Here is a 16530-nt window from a genome sequence, read left to right on the forward strand (position 1 = left end):
ATTGGCAGACTGATGGAGTAACATGCCGCGCACTCGCACCGCGAGACATGATTAATTGGGTTCCCTCACCCCACTGTTCAAAAAGGCACATTGATGATTTCGTTCTCTTCTCGTCAGCGTAAACACGCGCTGATCTGGCTGTCGTTATTCCACGTGCTGGTGATAACCTCCAGTAACTATCTGGTGCAGCTGCCCATTTCCATCTTTGGTTTCCATACCACCTGGGGCGCCTTCAGCTTTCCGTTTATTTTCCTGGCAACCGATCTGACCGTGCGCATTTTTGGCGCGCCGCTGGCCCGCCGCATCATTCTGGCCGTGATGGTCCCCGCGCTGTTTATCTCCTACGCCGTTTCAGCGCTGTTTTACCAGGGAGAATGGCAGGGGTTCCCTGCGCTACAGGCGTTCAATCTCTTCGTGGCGCGTATCGCCTGCGCCAGCTTTATGGCCTACGCGCTGGGGCAGATCCTTGATGTGCACGTCTTTAACCGTCTGCGTCAGCGGCCGCAGTGGTGGCTGGCGCCTGCTGCCGCCATGTTTTTAGGGAACATCAGCGATACGCTGGCCTTCTTTTTTATCGCGTTTTACAAGAGCACCGATGCCTTTATGGCGCAGCACTGGGTGGAAATCGCGCTGGTGGATTACAGCTTCAAACTCCTTATTTGCCTGGTCTTCTTCCTGCCTGCTTATGGCGTGCTGCTTAATGCGATGCTGAAGCGCTTAGCGGAAAAATCTACTGGCGCACAGGCGAGCTTCGGCTAGTCTGATAGTCGGTTGCTTTTGCTGAGCAATTATTATCTTATGAGTGGCTGAACTAACGTAAAAGGAAGAATAATGCGTAATCTAGTGAAGTACGCCGGTATCGGCTTACTGGTGGTCGGACTGGCCGCCTGCGACGGCAACGATGACAAAGCCGCAGCCGATGACAATGGCGTGAGCAGCAGCCAGAGCAGCCAAAACGTGACATTACTGGACGGCAAGCTGAGCTTTACTCTGCCTGCGGGCATGTCCGATCAGAGCGGAAAAATGGGCACGCAGTCTAATAACATGCACGTTTACGCCGATGCCACCGGGCAAAAAGCCCTTATCGTGATTGAAGGCGATGCGACAAACGAGAGCCTGGACGTGCTCGCTAAACGTCTGGAGCAGCAACAGCGCAATCGCGATCCGCAGCTTCAGCTGGTTTCCAACAAATCAATTGATTTGAAGGGCCAGCCCGCGCAGCAGCTGGATTCTGTTATTTCAGCCAAAAACCAGTCTTCCTGGTCAAGCGTGGTGCTGGCGAAAAGCGAAGGCAAACTGCTGACGCTGCAAATCACCCTGCCAGCGGATAACCAGCAGCAGTCGCAAACCGATGCGGAAAGCATCATCAAAACGATTACGCTGAAGTAATCCTGACGCCCCGATTCGGGGCGTTTTGTTATGGCTTTACGCCAGCGGCGCGGCCGTCTCCGCCAGTCTTTTTTTCAATTGCGTGTAGCGTTCATTGACGTAATTCTCCGCCCAGTTCGCGTCGTCGATTTTTTCAATTTTCACCGCACAATACTTAAATTCCGGCGTTTTCGAGACGGGATCGACGACATCCACCGTCAGTTCGTTACAGGCGCCAATCCACCATTGATAGGTCATATAGACCGCGCCGCGATTGGTGCGCTCGCTGACCGCGGCCCGGCTGATAACCTTGCCCCTGCGCGAAGAAACCCACACCAGTTCGCCATCGTTAATGCCGAGTTGAGCGGCGTCCTGCGTATTCATCTGCACCCTGCCCGGCTCGTCGGCCTGAGCGCTCAGCGCATGGCAGTTGCCAGTCATGGAGCGGCAACTGTAGTGGCCAACCTCGCGAACGGTACATAACACCAGCGGCCATTCGGCACTGATGTTCTCCTTCGGCGGTCGCCAGTCGCAGGCGAAGAGCAGACCTTTGCCGGAGGGACGAGAGAAAACATTGTTCTCGTAAAGCCAGGGCGTGCCGGGATGCTGCTCGTCGCCACAGGGCCACTGCACATAGCCTAAATCTGCCATTTTTTCCCAGGTGACGCCGGCAAAGAGCGGGCAAAGCGCACGCAGTTCATTCCAGATCTCTTCATTATTTTTATATTGCATCGGATAGCCCATCGCCCGCGCCATTCGACTGATAATTTCCCAGTCGGGCAGCACGTTGCCCTGCGGCTCCACCGCTTTATAAAAGCGCTGGAAGCCGCGATCCGCGCTGGTATAAACGCCCTCATGCTCGCCCCAACTGGTGGCGGGCAGCAGCACGTCGGCCACTTCCGCCGTTTTGGTCATGAAAATATCCTGCACGATAATCAGCTCCAGCTTTTCCATCGCCCGGCGCATCAGGGCGAGGTCAGGTTCGGTTTGCAGGGGATCTTCGCCCATTATCCAGTAGGCGCGTAGTTTTCCCTCCAGCGCCAGATGAGGAACATCGGTAATGGCGTGGCCTGGCTTATCGCTGAGCGCGCTGACGCCCCACGCGGCCGCAAACTTATCGCGCGTCTTCTTATCCGTAACGGATTGATAACCAGGAAACAAATTTGGCAAAGCGCCCATGTCGCAGGCACCCTGCACATTATTTTGCCCTCTGACTGGCCCGACGCCTACGCCCGGACGACCAAAGTTTCCGGTTGCCAGCGCCAGCCCCGACAGCCCTTTCACCACGTCCACACCTTGTCCCCATTGGGTAACGCCCATGCCCCATAATATGGTGGCATTTTTCGCTGTAGCGTAAATGCGCATGGCCTGACGGATCAGATCCGGAGCCAGACCGGTAATGTCGCTGACTGATTCGGGCGTATAGCGATTCACCACCTCCAGCCACTCTTCAACACCCTCCACGTGTTTATCAATGTAGCTGCGGTTCCATAGCTTCTCCGTGACCAGCACATTGGCGAATGCGTTGACCAGTGCCATGTTGCTGCCGTTTTTCAGCGGTAGCCAGAGATCGGCCAACCGCGCGCTTTCGATGTAGCGCGGATCGCAGACGATGATTTTGGCGCCCCGCTCCCGCGCGCGTAAAATGCGCCGGGCAACGACAGGATGCGAGTCCGCCGCGTTATAGCCAAAAATCAGCAGGCAATCGCTTTTTTCAATATCCTCAATGGAATTGCTCATTGCGCCATTGCCCAGCGTCATTTGCAGGCCAGCGACCGAGGGCGCGTGGCAGACGCGTGCGCAGCAGTCGACGTTATTACTGCCCAGCACCGCGCGAACAAATTTTTGCATTACGTAGTTGGTTTCATTGCCGGGTCCGCGCGAGGAGCCGGTGGCCATAATACTTTCCGGGCCGTGGCGTTCGCGGATCTTTTTCAATCGCGAACTGGCAAAAGCGATCGCTTCATCCCAACTGACGGCTTCAAACGGCCCGCCGCGTTTGCGGCGAATGGCGGGCTGCTTCAGGCGCGGCGTGAGCCGGCGTGTGTCGTTGAGAAATTCCCAGCCGAAATAGCCTTTAAGACACAGCTCACCCTGGTTGGTCACGCCCTGCGCACCTGTGGCGCCGACGATTTTCCCTTCCCTGACCTGTAAGGCGATTTTGCAGCCGCAGCCGCAATAGGGGCAGACGGTAATAACGTTTTCCATTACTGAGTTCTCCTTTATAACGTGCTCACACCGGCCATTTTCTGCGCGACTTGCTGCTGCCGTTTTCGCTGTTGTGCATCCAGGGCGGCTGGCGTGACCAGCGCCAGCGCCTCGGTAGGACAGACGCGAACGCAGGCGGGGCCGTCGTCGCTGGCGGCGCAGAGGTCGCATTTTGCAATCAAACGCGCCTCCCTTTTTTCGGCGTCGGCCACGCGTCTGACAATCTCAATGGCACCGAACGGGCAGGCGACCATGCAGCTTTTGCAATCAATGCAGCGCGCGTTCAGCGCCTCAATGCCGTTTTCGCCCTGCCGCAGCGCGTCAACCGGGCAGGCGGCGATACAGGGCGCTCGTTCACATTGACGACACATCACGGGCGCGCTGACTGCCCCTTCCCGGATGACCCGGAGGCGCGGGAAATAGTCCGCGTCGCTCACCGCGATTGTCCCGGCGTGGATGACCGCACAGGCGACTTCACAGGTGTGGCAGCCAATGCAGCGTTCTGCGGTGGCAACAATGAAGTTATTCATGCTCCCTGCTCCTGAATGCTGTTGTTAAACATCATGATCATCTCCCTGGCGGCACGGCGTCCTTCCGCCATCGCGGTAACCACCAGATCGGCGCCGTGCACCGCATCCCCGGCGGCAAAGACCTTCGGATTTGCCGTCTGCGTTGGCGTACGCCCTGCGCCGCCGGTTTTTATCAGCCCCCAGCGATCGAAATCAACGCCGTGTCCGCTCAACCACGGCATGGCATGGGGTTGAAAACCAAATGCCATGATCAGCGCGTCCGCTTTAAGCACGAACGCCGAACCGGCCAGCGGTTCAGGGCGACGTCTGCCATCGCTGCCGGGCTGGCCGGGCGCGGTACGTACCAGGCCGATACCGCTTAATACGCCGTCATCATTCAGTTCGATATACTGCGGCAACACGTTAAACATAAATTCCACGCCCTCTTCACGGGCGTTAGTCACCTCTTTTTTCGAGCCCGGCATGCTTTTTTCATCACGTCGATAGGCGCAAATCACCTCGCTTGCCTGCTGTCGCACGGCGGTGCGCAGGCAGTCCATGGCGGTATCGCCGCCGCCCAGCACGACGACGCGTTTACCGGTTAGCGAAATATAGGGTGCCTCAGGGTCGTCCCCGATCCCCATCACCCGGCGCGTATTGGCAATCAGATAAGGCAAGGCCTGTAGCACGCCGGGCGCCTCTTCATGCTCAAGGCCAGCTCGCATAAGTCCGTAGGTGCCAACGCCAAGGAAGACGGCATCGTACGCTTTCAGCAGTTCGCTAAAAGCGATGTCGCGCCCCACCTCGCAGTTAAGATGAAACCGGATACCCATCTCGCTGAAAATGTCGCGTCGGTTAATCATCAGCTGTTTTTCCAGCTTAAAAGAGGGGATACCAAAGGTAAGCAGCCCGCCGATCTCCGGGTAACGATCGAACACCTCTACGCTCACGCCCTGACGCACCAGAATGTCGGCACAGCCAAGGCCCGCCGGACCGGCACCGATAACGGCAACCTTTTCAGGGCGCGGTTTAACCTCGCTGAGATCCGGCCGCCAGCCTTGTGCCAGCGCGGCATCGGTGATGTAGCGCTCAATATTACCGATGGTGACCGCACCGCCCTCCCCGTTCAGGGTACAGGCGCCTTCGCATAGCCGATCCTGCGGACAAACCCGCCCGCATATTTCAGGCAGGCTGCTGGTTTGATGAGAGAGACGGGCGGCGTCGATAAGACGTCCTTCGCCAGCGAGACGAACGAAATCAGGAATGCCGTTATGCAGCGGGCAGGTCCAGCCGCACCAGGCTTTCTGTGCGCAGTAAAGGCAGCGCGCGGCTTCATAACGTGCCTGTTCAGGAGCAAGCACCGGGTAAATTTCTTTGAAGTTCGTTTTACGCAGGTCGGCGGCTACTTTTTGCGCGCCGATACGCGCTGGCTTCGTAAGCACTGCCGGGCGGCGCGGGGGCAGTGTCTTTTTCGGTTTCGCGCTGGCGCGCTGACGACCAAGCCGCAGGCGCGTCAGCGCGCTATCGTCCATCACCTGCAATGCCTGAGTCGGGCAACTCGCCACGCAGGCGGGCTGCCCGCTGGCGCTGTGACGGCAAAGATCGCATTTAATCACCGTCGTCGCCTCAGCGGAGGGTTCAATCGCGCCAAACGGACAGGCGAGCAGGCAGTTTTTGCAGCCGATACATCTTTCTTCCCTGATTTGTATGCTGTTGTCGGTAAATACCAGCGCGTCGGTCGGACAACTTTTTACGCAGGGCGCATCATTACACTGACGACAGGTTGAAGGTATCAGGGTCTCATTCTGCGCGATCAGATGAATGCGCGGCCGGAAATCCGAGCGCTTTTCCGGCCAGCGCTCCTGATGATGAGAAAGTGCACAGGCCACCTCGCAAACATGGCAGCCAATGCACGCCTCTGAGTCAGCAATAATAAAGTGGTTCATTGTTATCCCTTTCTTTTGCACGACATTGCCAGTCGTTCGCTATGCAAAAAGGAGGACAATCCTGCGCGGATCGCCATAAATAAGCGGGTTCTGTGAGTAAACTCGCAGAAGCGGCCCATTACCGGCGGCAAGCCACTGATGTGATGCGACATTGAAACGCATTTTTCTCACTTTGAGAAAGTCACCGCTCAAATTGAAAAATTATCCGGCGACACGAGAGAAAAATGGTTGTCTGCCCGGCGACAACGCCCGCCAGACGTACCCTGCGCGCTATTCTGCGGCTCTGGCACAGCCCTTGCTAATCCTGAAGTAAGGACAGGCATTCGCCTGAAATTTACCTGAAGGGAGCAAGGCGCTATGAAAACGCTTTTGGCGGGCACAGAAGTACCTCGCGTTGACGGGCTGGCAAAGGTGAAAGGCGCTGCAATCTACGGCGACGATCTCGTCTTCAAAAACATGCTTTACGGCGTCTGCCGCTATGCTGATATCGCTGCGGGCGAGATCGAAACGCTGGACATCGCCGACGCAGAGAAAGTACCCGGCGTGGTACGTATTGCGACCTGGAAAGATATTCCCGGTCAGAAGCACATCGGCGTAGTCACCGCCGACTACCCGCCAATCATCGACCGGGAGATCGCGTTTCGCGGCGACGTTATTGCCGTGATCGCCGCCGAAACCTATGAGGCTGCCTGCCTGGCGGCGGAAACTATTCGCGTCACCTATCGCCCCTGGACGCCCATAACCTCAGTGACAGAGGCGATGAGTCCCGGTGCGCGGTTGATCCATAGCAATCGCGAAGACAACATCATTAACCATCATCACACCGTCAAGGGCGATATCGAAGCGGGTTTTGCCGCCTCCAGCCATATATTTGAACGTGAGTATGAGGTCGGTTTCCAGGAGCATGGCTATATTGAGCCGGAGTCGATTACCGCCTGTATCGATGACGATCAACAGATCCTCACCCTTTATGGCTCCATTCAAAATGCGCACCGTCTGCGCGGTATGGTGGCGAAATATCTCGATCTGCCGCAGTCAAAAGTGAATGTAAAGCGTTCAATACTCGGCGGCTCCTTCGGCGGCAAGGATGATATTATCGATCACCTTGCCTGCCGTGCTGCGCTGCTTGCTCAGTTGACCGGTCGCCCAATAAAAATGTCCTACAATCGCGAACAGTCGATGCGCGAAAGCTATAAGCGCCACCCTTATCTGATGCGTTACAAAATTGGCCTGGACGATCACGGCCGTATTCAGGCAATGAAAATTAATGTCATAGCGGATGGCGGCAGCTACGCCGGTCAGACGGTATTTGTCACCTGGCGCAGTTCGGTGCAGGCTGCCGGCCCTTACAATATTCCCAACGTGCGCATTGACGTTACCGGCGTCTATACCAATAACAATTACACCTCGGCCTACCGTGGCTTTGGCGCGCCGCAGGTAATTTTCGCGAATGAGTCACTAATGGACGAGGTGGCGGAGAAACTGGGCATGTCGCCCGTAGAGCTAAGGCTGCGCAATATTCTGCATCAGGACGATATCAGCATGGCGGGGCAGCGCCTGAGCGAGCATCGCGTTTCCGCGCAGGAGGTGCTCGAAAAAGCGCTCGCGAAAAGCGACTTTGTTGAGAAAAGAAAACGCTACCGCGAGCTTAATCGTCAGGCCGGGCCGGTTAAATATGGCATCGGCCTGGCCGTCAGTCATCGCGGCTGCTCGCTGGGCGCTGAGGGGCTGGATGCCTCCTCTGCCCTGATGCAGGTTAATGCCGATGGCAGTATTAACATCTCCACCTCCGTCTCAGAAAATGGACAGGGGCTGCAAACCACCATGTCGATCATTGCCGCCGAGGCTTTTGGCCTCGGTCTCGATCGCATCACCTTCAGCGAGCCGGCAACGGCCATGATCGCCGATGGCGGTTCAACGGTGGCCTCGCGCGGTACGTTAATGGGCGGCCAGGCAGTCCTCAGCGCGGCAAATAAAATTAAGCAGCGCATGGCGAACGCGATTATGAAAACGCTTGCAGCGGAGAGCCCGGACGATCTGGTGTGGGAAAATGGCAAAGTGTTTAACCGTCACTCCCCATGGAAACGGCTCGACTTCCAGCAGGTTGTCGATCTCACCAAAGCCACCGGCGCCAACCTTTCAGCCTACGGCTGGCACGTCGCACCCGATATTCACTGGGATGAAGAAAAAGGCTGCGGCAGTCCTTACTTTACCTGGGTCTACGCCTGCCAGATCGCTGATATCGCGGTGGATACCCGTACCGGAAAAATCACTATCAACAAGGTTACGGCGGTGCATGACGTCGGCAAGGTGATTAATAAGGTGGGCTTTGAGGGCCAGGTTTATGGCGGAATTGTTCAGGGGCTGGTCGGCTACGGCATGCTGGAAGAGTTCAATATCGAACAGGGTGAGGTGAAATCAGAAAATTTCGACACCTATCTGCTGCCCACCATCAAAGATGTGCCGGAAATTGACATCGTCGCGGTAGAAAACCACGACAAAGCGGGGCCGTTCGGTGCCAAGGTCATCGGTGAGCCGGTACTGGAGCTGGGCGGCGCGGCGCTGAACAACGCGGTCAGTTTTGCCCTGAACCGCAGAAACTACACTCTTCCGCTGACGCTTGAGCAGGTTCGTCTTGGCTATGCGCTGAAAAAACCGGTACGACAGAGTGAGCTGCTGGCGGAATCAGCGGATAAAAAACAGGTGCTGCGCCTTAATACGCTTACGCTGCTGCGCCCTGAGAACGTGGATGACGCGCTACGCCTGCTAGCGGAAGCGGACGCGCAGCCCGTGGCGGGCGGCACCGACGTGCTGGTGCAGGCGCGCATGAAAAACGCGCCCGTGCCGCTGGTCGATATCTCCGGGTTGCACATGCTCAAACGTATTGAGCTGTGCAATGAGGAACTGACGATTGGCGCTGGCGTCTGCTTCAGCGATCTGACGGCGCATCCGCTGGTGACTGAACGCTATCCGCTGTTGGTGGAGGCGTGCAAAACAATCGGTTCACTTCAGTTGCGAAATCGCGCCACCCTTGGCGGCAATATTGTTAATGCGGCGCCCTGCGCGGATTCAGTGCCGCCGCTCATTATCTATGATGCGGAAGTAGAACTGCAAAGCCTGCGGGGAACGCGGCGCCTTCCGCTCGCCGGATTTATGACTTCTGCCTATAAAACCTGCCTGGAGAAGGGCGAACTGCTTACCGCCGTGATCCTGCCGCCGTTAAAAAACGATGGGCCTGGGATGCAACAGCGCTATCTGCAATTAGGCCGTCGCAATGCGCTTAACATCACCCGCCAGAGCTTTACCGGCCAGTTCCTGATTAACCCCAACGGTATTTTGATCTGGTGTCGCCTGGTGGATGGCGCATTAATGAATAAACCGCAACGGCTGATTACGGTTGAAAAAGCGCTGACGGGCAGGAAGCTTGACGACGTCTTGATCCTCGCGGGCATAACCGAGCTGGAAATGCTGCTTGAGAAGACAATCGGCAACCGCTGGTCGGCGGCTTATAAAATTCCGGTGGCGAAAGACATGCTGCGCCAGATGTTGGACGACGTAAAAAACAGCCAGGGCAGATAAGGAAAGGTCATGAACAGTATCAAACTTACAGTAAACGGCATTCGGGTGGAAAAAGAGGTAGACGATAATCGTCGGCTGCTGGATTTTTTACGGGAAGACCTCCGTTTGACCGGAACTAAAGAAGGATGTTCAGTGGGCGAATGCGGTGCCTGCACCGTGATTGTTGATGGAAAATCCGTCTGTGCCTGCCTGTTGCTGGCGGCGCAGTGTGACGGCGCCGAGATCACCACCATAGAAGCGCTGGCGTTCAGCGAACAGGGCAGAAAGCTTCAGCAAGCTTTTATTCGTCACGGCGGTGTTCAGTGCGGCTTCTGTACGCCGGGTGTGCTGATGAGCACCAAAGCGCTGCTCGACAGCAATCCGCATCCCGATGACGCAGCAATCTACGAGGCGCTGGAAGGCAACCTCTGCCGTTGTACCGGTTATCACCCCATCATTAAATCCATTAAAGCGGTGTTAAAAACGCCCTGATAAACCGGACGTAAAAAGGCAGGGAGCAGACAGATGAAAGAGTGCATCATGCTGGCCGCAGGTCTTTCCCAACGAATGGGAACATGGAAAATGTTGCTTCCATGGGGAACGGGCACCGTGCTCGACAGCGCGCTGGGTGGCGCGCTCAGCTTCTGCGATCGGGTCATTTTAGTCACGGGGCATCGCGCTGATGAGCTGCATCAGCGCTACCGTCAGCATCCACAGATTGCGCTGTGCTTTAATGCCTCTTACCGAGCGGGAATGTTTTCATCAGTGCAGCGCGGCGTGGCGGCGCTGTGCTCAGAGGAACCTTTTTTTATCGTGCCGGGCGATATGCCCGCCGTTGACCCCAATGTATACGCAGCCCTGTGGAGGCCCAACGCCATACGCTGCCAGCGTCCGGTCTGCGACAGTGGTAAAGGCCATCCTGTTTTGCTGCCGCCGGCGCTGGCTCCGACAATCCTCGCCGCGCCGCCAGAAAGTAACCTGCGTCAGCTAATGCTGCATCACGGATGCCAGGACGTGCAGGTAACCAGTAAAAGCATTCACTGGGATCTCGACACACCGGAGCAGTATCAACAACTGCACGGGCTGCTAAGCTAGTCGAGTCCATATTTTTTAATTTTGCGGTAAAGCGTCGCCACGCCGATCCCTAACTGGTCGGCGATTAACGATTTATCGCGGGTATGCTCCAACGCCTCTTTAATCAGCGTTTTCTCCATAGATTTAAAATCGGCCATCGTAACATTCGTGTCTTCGCTATCAGATATTTCAGCCTGCGTGGCATGAAGTGTCGGTGAAGATTTCACCGGGGGGATAAGGTGAAAAACTGGCGGAAGCAGCGCGCTGTCGATCATCTCGCCGTCCGGAACAATATTTACCAGATATTCAACCAGATTACTCAGCTCGCGCACGTTTCCCGGCCAGCGGTGGCGCAGGAGTAACCTCATGACTTCTTTACTGATGCCAGGATAGGCACAGCCGATACGTTGAGAATGCAGATTAATAAAGTAGTGCAGAAGCAATTCCAGATCGCCTTCACGATCGCGCAGTGGCGGTAGCAGGAGGGGAATAACGTTCAACCGATAGTAGAGATCTTCTCTGAAGCGCCCCTCTGTAATGTAATTGCCCAGATTTTGATGCGTGGCAGAGATAATGCGAATGTCCACCGGCACCGCACGACTGGCGCCCACCGGCATCACTTCGCGACTTTCAATAGCGCGCAGTAATCGCGCCTGCAAACTCAGCGGCATATCGCCAATTTCATCTAAAAACAGCGTACCACCGTGCGCAGACTGGATCAGGCCAGCCTTACCTCCTGGCGCGGCACCGGTAAACGCTCCCTTCACATAACCAAACAGTTCGCTTTCCAGCAGGTTTTCCGGTATCGCTGCGCAGTTAATCGCGACGAAAGGCTTGTCATGACGGCTGCTGAAGCGGTGAATGGCGCGCGCAACCACCTCTTTACCCGTACCACTTTCACCAAGTATCAGCACGCTGGAAGGACTGGAGGCGATCCTTGCCATAAGCTGCTTAACCTTTTTCATTGCCGCTGATTGCCCGATAACGCGATCGATAAAGAGCGGGTCCTGTCGCGTTGTTTCAACCGGGGCCGATGAGGCGTTTTGATGAAACGCGAGTACAAAAAGCGTTTGCCTGCCGATACGCTGTAGCTGACCAATCAGTAAAAATTGCTGGTTGAGGAACGAGACAACGTGCTGCGTATAGCCCTTGCCGCGGGTAAGCGGTTCTATCGTAACGGCGGTGCCCGGCGCCAGCCCCGACGGGTGAAGATAAAAATGCTGAAGCGCGCGCTCGTTAACCTTCTGCACGCGATCGTCACGATCCAGCAGAATAACGCCCTGATCCATAGATGTAAGCAGCGACGTTAGCACAGCATCGCTCTCACTTTCATTTTGCCGCAAGCTTGATAACTGAGATACCATCAGATTAGAAACGTAGCGAATATACTGCATATAGTTTTCAGCATTTTCGACAAGGCGGCGATGCTGATCGTCATTAACGGCAATCAGGCTTACCACGCCATAGCAGCGCTGGTTGCCGACGATGGGCACGCCCAAAAAAGCGCGTTCCTTGCAGGCACCACGCTGGTTGCAGCCCTGACAAAGAGAATTGAACCGCGAGTCGGCAATCAGGATCTCTTTTTGCTGTTCAATAACATTTCTGAGTAGAAGCGTGTTGCTTTCCGGGGTCTGGCCAAAACGGTTGCCATATGGCCCGGTGCCTGCGATACGCAACAGTTTATGATCGACAACTTCAACTTCCAGTTGTAATACCTGCGCCAGCAGATGACAGAAATTCAGAATAGTGGTCTGAATGGACATTATTGTCGAGGGCGTGCCGATAGTCTCTTCCATAACGATCCTCCTTTCCTTGCAGTTTTTTTGGCGCGATATTTATCATTTTGAGAATAGCGCCGAGCTTTCTCATTTTGAGTTATTTATTTCGTCGCGCCGTATGGCCGTCCCGCCATTTTGCATCCCGCAAAATATCGTTATTTACCTCTTTATAAAAGTGATGAAACACTAATAACCCTGTTTTTAGAGGATCATCAATGCATTTTTCGAAAGCGGATCACATTAAGCATTATGCAAAAGCGGATTGGCACAAAAGTTGATTATATCCCTCCGATACTGCCTTTCCCGGCATCTGAGGCCCGTCGGCCCGTCAGCTCTGCATGGGTTAATTTTTCTGTCACAAGGACCGCCTCGAAATGGAAAACCTTAATGCGCTTTTGCATGCCATTGGCCAGAGAAAATCAGATCTGGCTAATAAAGACTTTTTGCTGACGTGGGAGCAATCTCGCGATGAGTTAGAACAGGTGTTGGATATTGCCGCTGCATTGAAAACCCTGCGGGAAAAAAATATCGATACGCAGCTGTTTAATAATGGTTTAGGCATTTCTCTCTTTCGCGATAATTCTACCCGCACGCGCTTTTCTTATGCCTCGGCGCTCAATCTATTGGGGCTGACGCAGCAGGATCTGGATGAGGGCAAATCACAAATCGCCCATGGCGAAACCGTACGCGAAACCGCCAACATGATCTCCTTTTGCGCAGATGCCATCGGCATCCGCGACGATATGTACCTCGGTGCCGGCAACGCTTATATGCGCGAAGTGGGTAGCGCGCTGGACGACGGCTTTGCACAAGGCGTGCTGCCGCAGCGTCCTGCGCTGGTCAACTTACAGTGCGATATCGATCATCCGACGCAATCAATGGCCGATCTGGCATGGCTGAAGGAGCACTTTGGGGGGTTGGAAAACCTGAAGGGCAAGAAAATCGCCATGACCTGGGCCTATTCGCCCAGCTACGGTAAACCCCTTTCCGTTCCACAGGGCATTATCGGTCTGATGACCCGCTTTGGCATGGAGGTTACGCTGGCGCACCCGGAAGGTTATGACCTGATCCCGGACGTGCTGGAGGTCGCGCGTAACAACGCGACCGTATCCGGCGGAAAATTCCGACAGGTCAGCAGCATGGAAGAGGCCTTCCTGGATGCGGACATCGTTTATCCCAAGTCCTGGGCGCCGTGGCAGGTCATGCAGCAGCGTACCGATCTGCTGAGGAGTCATGACAGCGTCGGTTTGCAAGTGCTGGAGCAGCGCTGTCTGCAACAGAATGCAGGCCATAAAAACTGGCACTGCACGGAAGAGTTAATGAAACGCACTCGCGGCGGCAATGCGCTCTATATGCACTGTCTGCCAGCCGACATCACCGGCGTCTCCTGCGAAGCGGGCGAAGTTGAAGCCAGCGTCTTCGAGCGTTATCGCATCCCTACCTATAAAGAAGCCAGCTGGAAACCCTGGATCATCGCCGCCATGATCGTCGCGCGTAAATTCACTGATCCAGCCCAGGCGTTGCAGCACCGTCTGAACGTCGCGCAGCCACGCATTAAATATTGACTGGAATGGCGACGCGGGTCGCCACACATGACTCGATCTGATTGTCTCCTCCATTGAAGAAGGGCACGCCATGTCACAATTTTCATTAAAAATGCAGATCGTTGCGAATGGGCATTTCACGCCAACCAAATACGATACGTTCAACCGGCAACGCGCAAAGGAAGCAAGGAATTTTCACCGCAAGCTGCCGGGTTACCAGCCTACGCCGCTGCGCCGACTGCCTGACTTCGCACGGATGCTGGGCGTGAAGGAAGTGCTGGTAAAAGATGAATCGCAGCGCTTTGATCTTAACGCCTTTAAAATGCTGGGTGGCGCCTGGGCTATCGCTCGTCTGCTGTGTAAAGACTACGACATTGATATCAATACCTTTTCTTTTTCTGCTTTTCGTCAGCGCAATGAAAAACCGATGACCTTTGCCACCACCACCGATGGCAACCACGGTCGCGGCGTCGCCTGGGCGGCCCGCGAACTGGGCCAGCATGCCGTGATCTATATGCCGAAAGGATCTTCTCCCGCGCGCGTTAGCCACATCACCGATTTGGGAGCGGAGTGCATCGTCACCGACATGAACTACGACGATACGGTGCGCCTGACCATGAAAACCGCCCGGGAGAAGGGTTGGAGCGTTGTGCAGGACACCGCCTGGGAGGGCTACACGGAGGTGCCGTGCTGGATCATGCAGGGCTATGCCACGCTGGCTGACGAAGCCGTCGAGCAGATAGCAGCAATGAATATTGACCCTCCCACCCACGTATTTCTCCAGGCAGGGGTCGGCGCGATGGCTGCCGGGGTGCTGGGCTGTCTCAGCGACATCTATGGCATTGAAGCGCTGCATGCCGTCATCGTTGAGCCGGACAAAGCAGATTGCCTGTTTCGCTCAGCGCAGCAGAACACGATTGTGGCCGTAAGCGGCGAGATGGACACCATCATGGCCGGTCTGGCCTGCGGCGAACCTAATCCGCTCGGCTGGCCGCTGCTGCGCGATCTCTCCCGGCACTTTATTTCCTGCGAAGACGCTGTGGCCGCACTGGGCATGCGCGTATTGGGTAACCCGGTGGGTAGCGACCCGCGCATTGTTTCCGGCGAGTCGGGCGCGGTAGGCATGGGCATCCTTGCCGCGATCCAGCATCACCCGCAGCGCGATGCGCTGATGAAAGAACTCAGGCTCACGTCATCCTCACGTATTTTGCTCATCAGCACCGAAGGCGATACCGACCCCGGTCATTACCGCGAGGTGGTGTGGGAAGGAAAAAATGGAATAACCGTCAACCGTTAACAGGAGCGACAACATGTCTACACCCATTCCCTATGAGGACATCCTCAAACTGGCAAAAAAATACCAGCCAGATATGACGCGCTTCCTGCGCGATATGATCGCCATACCCGGCGAAAGCTGCGATGAAGAGCGCGTTATCAAGCGCATTCGCGAAGAGATGATTAAGGTCGGCTTTGACAAGGTCGAGATTGATCCTATGGGCAATATTCTGGGCTACGTCGGCCACGGTTCTCGCCTGCTGGCGATGGACGCACACATTGATACCGTCGGCGTCGGCAACCTGAAGAACTGGCACTTCGACCCTTATGAGGGAATGGAAGACGACGAGGTGATCGGCGGTCGTGGTTCATCCGATCAGGAGGGCGGCATGGCCGCGATGGTCTACGCGGCAAAAATCATTAAAGATCTCAAGCTGGAAGATGACTATACGCTGCTGGTCACCGGTACGGTACAGGAGGAGGACTGCGACGGGCTCTGCTGGCAGTACATTATTGAACAGCTAAAGATCCGTCCGGAATTTGTCATCAGCACTGAGCCTACCGATTGTCAGATATACCGTGGGCAGCGCGGTCGTATGGAGATCCGGGTTGAGGTTCAGGGCGTAAGCTGTCACGGCTCGGCCCCTGAACGCGGCGACAACGCTATTTTCAAAATGGCGCCGGTACTTCTGGATTTGCAGTCACTGGCGGGCCAGCTTGGTCATGATGAATTTCTTGGTAAAGGTACGCTCACCGTATCAGAAATTTTCTTTACCTCTCCAAGCCGCTGCGCCGTTGCGGATAGCTGCGCCGTCTCCATTGACCGCCGTCTGACCTGGGGAGAAACCTGGGAGAGCGCCCTGGAGGAGATCCGCGCGCTGCCAGCGGTGAAAGCGGCCAACGCGGAGGTCTCGCTCTACAACTACGAGCGCGCCTCCTGGACCGGGCTGGTTTACCCCACCGAATGCTACTTCCCTACCTGGAAAGTGGAGCCAGACCACATCACCGTTACTACGCTCAGCGAAGCCTATCGCGGATTATTTAACAAAGAGCCCGTTGTGGATAAGTGGACCTTCTCCACTAACGGCGTCTCCATCATGGGGCGCCACGGTATTCCGGTCATTGGTTTTGGCCCCGGTAAAGAGCCGGAAGCCCACGCGCCCAATGAAAAAACCTGGAAGTCTCACCTGGTCACCTGTGCGGCAATGTATGCAGCCACGCCGCTCGCCTGGCTACAGCAGTTGAAGAGATAGCGGCTTTTGTTGTCGGC

General features: G+C 55.8%; 12 protein-coding genes. 8 read left to right on the forward strand and 4 right to left on the reverse strand.

Annotation, left to right across the window (positions count from 1 at the left end):
• Positions 1–93 precede the first annotated feature (93 nt).
• Both FA91_RS17330 and FA91_RS17335 read left to right on the forward strand, forming a co-directional pair.
• Entirely contained in the window at positions 94–759 is a 666-nt protein-coding gene (locus FA91_RS17330) for a 7-cyano-7-deazaguanine/7-aminomethyl-7-deazaguanine transporter (protein WP_034917736.1), read from the forward strand.
• Positions 760–831: 72 nt separating this feature from the next.
• Positions 832–1389 carry a DcrB family lipoprotein gene (locus FA91_RS17335; protein WP_034917739.1) on the forward strand — a complete coding sequence of 186 codons (558 nt, stop codon included), beginning with the start codon at positions 832–834 and terminating at the stop codon, positions 1387–1389.
• A 36-nt stretch (positions 1390–1425) separates the two neighbouring features.
• Here the strand turns inward: FA91_RS17335 and fdhF are convergent, their stop codons facing one another.
• The 3 genes from fdhF to FA91_RS17350 are packed head-to-tail and all read right to left on the reverse strand — an operon-like array spanning position 1426 to position 6031.
• Entirely contained in the window at positions 1426–3576 is a 2151-nt protein-coding gene (gene fdhF, locus FA91_RS17340) for a formate dehydrogenase subunit alpha (RefSeq protein ID WP_034917742.1), read from the reverse strand.
• A 14-nt stretch (positions 3577–3590) separates the two neighbouring features.
• A complete protein-coding gene (locus FA91_RS17345) occupies positions 3591–4106 on the reverse strand; it encodes a 4Fe-4S dicluster domain-containing protein (RefSeq protein ID WP_034917745.1) in 516 nt (171 codons plus the stop codon).
• Positions 4103–6031, reverse strand: a complete 1929-nt coding sequence (locus FA91_RS17350) for an FAD-dependent oxidoreductase (protein WP_034917747.1) — start codon at positions 6029–6031, stop codon at positions 4103–4105. The genes FA91_RS17345 and FA91_RS17350 overlap by 4 nt, the downstream gene beginning before the upstream one ends.
• 357 nt (positions 6032–6388) lie before the next feature.
• Between FA91_RS17350 and FA91_RS17355 the strand changes: the two genes are divergently transcribed.
• The 3 genes from FA91_RS17355 to FA91_RS17365 are packed head-to-tail and all read left to right on the forward strand — an operon-like array spanning position 6389 to position 10684.
• Positions 6389–9610 carry a molybdopterin cofactor-binding domain-containing protein gene (locus FA91_RS17355; RefSeq protein ID WP_034917749.1) on the forward strand — a complete coding sequence of 1074 codons (3222 nt, stop codon included), beginning with the start codon at positions 6389–6391 and terminating at the stop codon, positions 9608–9610.
• Between the two features lie 9 nt (positions 9611–9619).
• The gene (locus FA91_RS17360; RefSeq protein ID WP_034917751.1) at positions 9620–10081 is read left to right on the forward strand and encodes a (2Fe-2S)-binding protein; all 462 of its coding nucleotides are present in this window, start codon (positions 9620–9622) and stop codon (positions 10079–10081) included.
• A 33-nt stretch (positions 10082–10114) separates the two neighbouring features.
• The gene (locus tag FA91_RS17365; protein WP_034917754.1) at positions 10115–10684 is read left to right on the forward strand and encodes a CTP--molybdopterin cytidylyltransferase; all 570 of its coding nucleotides are present in this window, start codon (positions 10115–10117) and stop codon (positions 10682–10684) included.
• Here the strand turns inward: FA91_RS17365 and FA91_RS17370 are convergent.
• Positions 10681–12459, reverse strand: coding sequence for a sigma 54-interacting transcriptional regulator (locus tag FA91_RS17370; RefSeq protein WP_231566781.1), 1779 nt, complete (start codon positions 12457–12459; stop codon positions 10681–10683). The genes FA91_RS17365 and FA91_RS17370 overlap by 4 nt on opposite strands.
• Before the next feature lie 356 nt (positions 12460–12815).
• Here FA91_RS17370 and ygeW point away from each other — a divergent pair, with 356 nt between their 5' ends.
• The 3 genes from ygeW to FA91_RS17385 all read left to right on the forward strand — a co-directional run bounded on the left by ygeW (position 12816) and on the right by FA91_RS17385 (position 16513).
• Entirely contained in the window at positions 12816–14006 is a 1191-nt protein-coding gene (ygeW, locus tag FA91_RS17375; protein ID WP_034917757.1) for a knotted carbamoyltransferase YgeW, read from the forward strand.
• A 70-nt stretch (positions 14007–14076) separates the two neighbouring features.
• Complete coding sequence (gene dpaL, locus FA91_RS17380; RefSeq protein WP_034917760.1) at positions 14077–15282, forward strand: diaminopropionate ammonia-lyase; 1206 nt, start codon at positions 14077–14079, stop codon at positions 15280–15282.
• A gap of 13 nt (positions 15283–15295) precedes the next feature.
• Entirely contained in the window at positions 15296–16513 is a 1218-nt protein-coding gene (locus tag FA91_RS17385) for a YgeY family selenium metabolism-linked hydrolase (protein WP_034917762.1), read from the forward strand.
• Positions 16514–16530: the final 17 nt, after the last annotated feature.

Source organism: Erwinia sp. 9145 (assembly GCF_000745075.1).
Taxonomy (GTDB): Bacteria; Pseudomonadota; Gammaproteobacteria; order Enterobacterales; family Enterobacteriaceae; genus Erwinia; species Erwinia oleae.